This is a genomic window from Clavibacter lycopersici (assembly GCF_003576405.1).
GTDB classification, from domain to species: domain Bacteria; phylum Actinomycetota; class Actinomycetes; order Actinomycetales; family Microbacteriaceae; genus Clavibacter; species Clavibacter lycopersici.
In genome coordinates this window covers 1-5,145 of record NZ_QWGT01000199.1, presented here as the reverse complement: position 1 = coordinate 5,145, position 5,145 = coordinate 1, and the positions used below count along the sequence as shown (strand labels likewise).

4 protein-coding genes are annotated in these 5,145 nt (G+C 73.6%); 2 read left to right on the top strand and 2 right to left on the bottom strand.

Going from position 1 to position 5,145, the window contains the following annotated elements; all coding sequences use genetic code 11:
• The coding region (locus DZG00_RS11945; protein WP_119455655.1) for a DEAD/DEAH box helicase at positions 1 to 1,434 on the bottom strand (1,434 nt) is incomplete at its 3' end.
• 67 nt (positions 1,435 to 1,501) lie between these two features.
• Here DZG00_RS11945 and DZG00_RS11940 point away from each other — a divergent pair.
• Positions 1,502 to 2,272, top strand: coding sequence for a DUF4184 family protein (locus tag DZG00_RS11940; RefSeq protein WP_119455654.1), 771 nt, complete (start codon positions 1,502 to 1,504; stop codon positions 2,270 to 2,272).
• A 13-nt stretch (positions 2,273 to 2,285) separates the two neighbouring features.
• Here DZG00_RS11940 and DZG00_RS11935 read toward each other — a convergent pair whose 3' ends face one another.
• The gene (locus tag DZG00_RS11935; protein ID WP_119382971.1) at positions 2,286 to 3,317 is read right to left on the bottom strand and encodes an Lrp/AsnC family transcriptional regulator; all 1,032 of its coding nucleotides are present in this window, start codon (positions 3,315 to 3,317) and stop codon (positions 2,286 to 2,288) included.
• 192 nt (positions 3,318 to 3,509) lie between these two features.
• Here DZG00_RS11935 and DZG00_RS11930 point away from each other — a divergent pair, with 192 nt between their 5' ends.
• Positions 3,510 to 5,060: an ABC transporter substrate-binding protein gene (locus tag DZG00_RS11930; protein WP_158586994.1), complete on the top strand. Its 1,551-nt coding sequence runs from the start codon at positions 3,510 to 3,512 to the stop codon at positions 5,058 to 5,060.
• The last annotated feature ends 85 nt before the right edge of the window (positions 5,061 to 5,145 follow it).

Sequence of the window (5,145 nt, the reverse complement as noted above, 5' to 3'; positions counted from 1 at the left end):
ACGCTCGCCGCGGTCGTCGCCGTCGCGGCCCGGACGGTCGTCGCGGCGCTCGCGCTCGACGCGCGGCGGGCGGAGGTCGTCGGCGGACAGCAGCAGCGGGGTGTCGCCCTGCGCCACGATGGCGAGCGCTGCGGCCACGTCGGACTCGACGACGTCGTGGTGGCTGACGTAGTGGCCCACGATGTCGCGGAAGGCGTCCAGGCGCTCGCGGTCGGCGAGGGCCGCGGTGATCGCGTCGTCGAAGCGGGAGAGGCGCGTGACGTTCACGTCCTCCGCGCTCGGCATGCGCATCTCGGTGAGCGGCTGTCGCGTCGCCTTCTCGATGGCGGTCAGGAGGCGGCGCTCGCGCGGCGTGACGAAGCTGATCGCGGCGCCGCTGCGGCCCGCGCGACCCGTGCGGCCGATGCGGTGCACGTACGACTCGGTGTCGATGGGGATGTCGTAGTTGACGACGTGGCTGATCCGGTCGACGTCGAGCCCGCGGGCCGCGACGTCGGTGGCCACGAGGATGTCGAGCTTGCCCGACTTCAGCTGCTCGACCGTGCGCTCGCGCTGCGCCTGCGCGACGTCACCCGAGATCGCGGCCGCCGCGTACCCGCGGGCACGGAGCTTCTCGGCGAGCGTCTCCGTCTCGTTCTTGGTGCGGACGAACACGATCATGCCCTCGAAGTTCTCGGTCTCGAGGATGCGCGTGAGGGCGTCGACCTTCTGCGGGTACGACACCATCAGGTAGCGCTGCGTGGTGTTCGCGGAGGTCGTGGTCTTGTTCTTGACCGTGATCTCCTCGGGGTCCTGCAGGTACTTGCCCGAGATGCGGCGGATCTGCGCGGGCATCGTCGCCGAGAACAGCGCGATCTGCTTCGACTTCGGGGTGTCCGCGAGGATCGTCTCGACGTCCTCCGCGAAGCCCATCTTGAGCATCTCGTCGGCCTCGTCGAGCACGAGGAACTTCAGCTGCGACAGGTCGAGGGTGCCCTTGTCGAGGTGGTCCATGATCCGGCCGGGGGTGCCGACGACCACGTGGACGCCGCGACGGAGCGCGGACAGCTGCACGCCGTAGCCCTGGCCGCCGTAGACGGGGAGCACGTGCACGCCGCGCATGCCGGACGCGTAGCGCTCGAACGCCTCGCACACCTGGAGCGCGAGCTCGCGGGTGGGCGCGAGCACGAGGGCCTGCGGGGTCTTCTGGGAGACGTCGAGGTTGGAGAGGATCGGCAGCGCGAACGCGGCCGTCTTGCCCGTGCCGGTCTGCGCGACGCCGAGGACGTCGCGGCCGGAGAGGAGGGAGGGGATCGTGGCGGCCTGGATCGCGGAGGGCGTCTCGTAGCCCACGTCCTTGAGTGCCTTCAGCACCTGGTCGGAGAGACCGAGGTCGCTGAAGGTCGTGCGGGGGGCGTCCGTCTCGGGAGCGGAGGCGGTGTCGGAAGTGCTCATGCTCTAACGGTAGGGGGTCCGGCGCGGTGGGCGGCCCGCGGCGGGCGGGGTGGCGTCAGGATGGGGCATGCCCTTCACCGTCAGCCACGCCGTCGTCGCGCTCCCCGCCGTGCGCGGCCCGCTCCCGGCTGCGGCCGTCGCCGCGGGGGCGATGGCGCCCGACGTTCCGCTGTTCCTGCCCGGCGGCCTCACCTACGCCCAGACGCACGGGTTCCCGAGCCTCGTCGTGACGGCGCTGCCCGTGGCCGCGGTGCTGCTCGTGGTCTGGCTGGTGCTGCTGCGGCCGGCAGCCGGATACCTCCTCCCCGCCGCTGTCGGGTCCCGGCTGCCCGCCGCGTGGGCGCACCGGGCCCGGCCGACGTGGCGCGGGGCGCTCCTCGCGCTCATCGCCCTGCTCCTCGGCGTCCTGACCCACGTGGCCTGGGACGCGTTCACGCACGAGGGGCGCGCCGGATCCGCGCTCCTGCCCGGGCTCGCCGAGCCGTGGGGTCCGCTGCCGGGGTTCCGGTGGATCCAGTACGCGTCGTCCGTCGGCGGGCTGGTCGTGCTCGCGGTCGCCGCCGTCCGCTGGCTGCGGCGGGCGGAGCGGCGACACGTCGTCCCGCGGCCGGGGGAGCGGGCGCTGCGTCGCGCGCTCGCGACGGCGCTCGGGGCGATCGCCGTCGCGGCGGCCTTGGTGCCCGTCGCGGTCGACGGCCTGCCGCGCGACCTCGACGCGCTCCGCGGCATCGTGTTCGTCGCCATCACGCGCGGCGGCGCGGCGATGGCGGCCGCTGTGCTGCTGGCGGCGCTCGCGGTGCCGGTGCTGCGGCGGGCCCGGGTGCGCGCGGGGGACTGAGCGGCGGGCGTCCTCAGCCGTCGACGTGCGGATCCAGCCCCATGGGCACGAACGAGCTCCACCTGCCCTCGTCGTCGAAGAGGTGGCCCGTGCGCTTGGCGACGCGCGGCACCACCCACCGGTCGACGATGCGGAGGTTCTGGAACACGCGCGTGAGCTTGCCCTCGATGTCGTCGAGCTCCTCGAGGTTCCGCAGCCAGAGCGACGCGACCAGGTTCGCCTGCCCGGTGACCGACGCGCACATCCGGAGCTGCGGGAAGAGGCGGAGCGCTGCGGCGACCTTCTCCATCTCCGACTGCGCGACGCTCAGCCAGACCATGGCCGAGCTCTCCCAGCCGAGCTGGTTGTAGGCGAAGTCGATGCGCCAGCCGACCCAGCTCGCGGCGAGCAGCGTGTCGATGCCGCGCGAGACGGACGCGAGCGACTTGCCGACGCGCTGCTGCACGGCGGAGACCGGGCGGCGGACGTCGTCGGTGAGGGCGTCGATGAGGTCGAGGTACGCCTGCGTGGGCGTCGCGCGGCGCGGGTTCTGCGGGAGCGTCGCCTCGACCGCGCGCGCCTGCGCCGCCGTGAGCGCGGGGACGCGGTAGCTCGAGCCCTCCTGGAAGAAGCGGCGGACGTGGTGCGTGCGCGTCCCGGCGATGCCCGGCACCGCGCTGCCCAGCTCGTCCACCAGCCGGTCGATGGAGAGGAGGTCGGCCGCGGAGAGGGTGAGGTAGAGGTCGCGGGATCCGCTCGTGCAGTGCACGCTCGTGATCTGGCGCCTGGCCGCGCACGCCCGGATCACGTCCTCGCGGTGGCCGGGCCGGCACATCACCTCGACGAGCGCGGTGCGGCGGGGGAGCGCGAGCCCGTCGGTGGCGGCGGTGCTCGGCGGCTCGAGGTAGAAGCACGTCGACCAGACCACGCGCTCGTCCTTGAGGCGCTGCCAGCGACGGGACAGCGTGGACGCGTCGACCTGCAGGATCCCGCCCAGCTGCGCCCACGAGATGCGCGGGCTGATCTGCACGGCGTTAATGAGCTGGAAATCCAAGGGGTCGGCCATCGCACGAATCTGGCATCGGCGCGCCTGATGTGTCAAGAATCCTGCCGATGCGGGCCGGAGACGCGAAGGAGCGGGCGCAGAGGGCCGAGCATCGACCCATCGCGCCGCAGAGCGCGGACCGGCGGCACCCGTGCCCCGGACGGCGACGACGCCCCTCTCCCCATCCGCAGCACCCGCCCCACCGGAGGACCGATGCCCGCACCACGCCACCTCGCCGCCACCTCGCTGGTCGCCCTGTCCGCCCTCTCCCTCACGGCCTGCGCCGCGGGCGGGGCGGGCGGCGCGGGCGACAGCATCAACGCGACCCTCGGCACCGACCCGGGCGGCTTCGACCCGGCGCTCGCCCGCGCCGCCGACGACTACGTGGTCGACCGCATGCTGTTCGACACGCTGCTCCGCAAGGACGACGGCAACCAGCTCGTCGGCGGCATCGCCACCGACTGGGAGGCGGCCAGCGCCTCCGACTACACCTTCACGATCCGCGACGACGCGTCGTGCGCCGACGGCACCCCCATCACGCCGACCGTCGTCGCCGACTCGCTCACGCGGTTCGCGGACCCGGAGACCGCGTCCACCGGCCGCACCCTGGCGCTCGGCGGCGCGTCCGCCGAGATCACGCCGGACGACGCGGCCGGCACGGTGCACGTGCAGCTCTCCGAGGACTGGGCCGACTTCCTCACCGGCATGACGCTCCCGCACTCCGGCATCGTCTGCCCCGCCGGCCTGGCCGACCCCGACGGGCTCCTCGCCGGGACCGTCGCGGGCGCCTTCTCCGGCCCGTACACGCTCACCGCCTCGCAGCCCGCGGTCTCGTACGAGATGACCCTCCGCGACGACTACGACGCGTGGCCGGAGTTCGCGGATCCGCTCGAGGGCACGCCCGCCACCACCGTCACGTTCACGCCCATCGCCGACCCGGCGACCCTCGCGACGCAGCTCCTCTCGCGCGGCGTGGATGTCGCGAGCTTCAGCGGCGAGGAGGTCGAGCGCTTCGACGGCGACGACTCCTTCGCGCAGACGCAGGTGACGGGCCTCACCTCCTACCTCCTCTTCAACCAGCGCGAGGGATCGCCGTTCGCCGGGAAGCCGGAGCTGCGCCGGGCGGTCGCGCAGGCGGTGGACGGCGTCGCGCTCACCGACGTGCTCACCGACGGGCGGGGCGAGCGGATCGCCTCGGTCAGCTCGGACGCGGTCTCCTGCGTCAGCACCGACGACGCGCTCCTCGTGCCGAACGACCCCGACGCCGCGTCCTCCGTGCTCGCGGGCGTCTCCATCCGCCTCGTCGGCACGCAGCTCTTCGGACCCGGCAACGAGTACATCGCCGAGGTGCTCCGCGCCGCGGGCGCCGACGTCAGCTACGACGAGCTCGACAACGCCAACTGGTCCACCACGACGGGCTCGCCGACCGGCTGGGACGTGACGCTGCAGGGCGACATCAACCTCATGGGCACGCTCACCTCGTCGCTGCTCCGCGTCATGGGCCCGAGCCAGGAGGACGGCGGCCGCAACAAGACGGGCGTCGTGGACGACACCGGGTACGCCGCGCTCACCGAGGCGATGACGGTCGTGGATCCCGAGGAGCGCTGCGCCCCCATGCAGGAGGCGCAGGCGTCCGTGCTCGAGACCGTCTCCGCGGCCCCGCTCGCGGCGGTGCCGACCACGGTCGTGACCGCGGACGGCGTCAGCATCCGCGCGTTCGACGACTACATCGACCCGTCCACCATGCGCCTCACGGCCGAGTGACCCGGGGGACGACATGACCACCGAGACCGTCCACGCCGCAGGGGCCGCGGCCGCCGCGCCCCCGGGCGCCGGCTCCGCCGCGGGG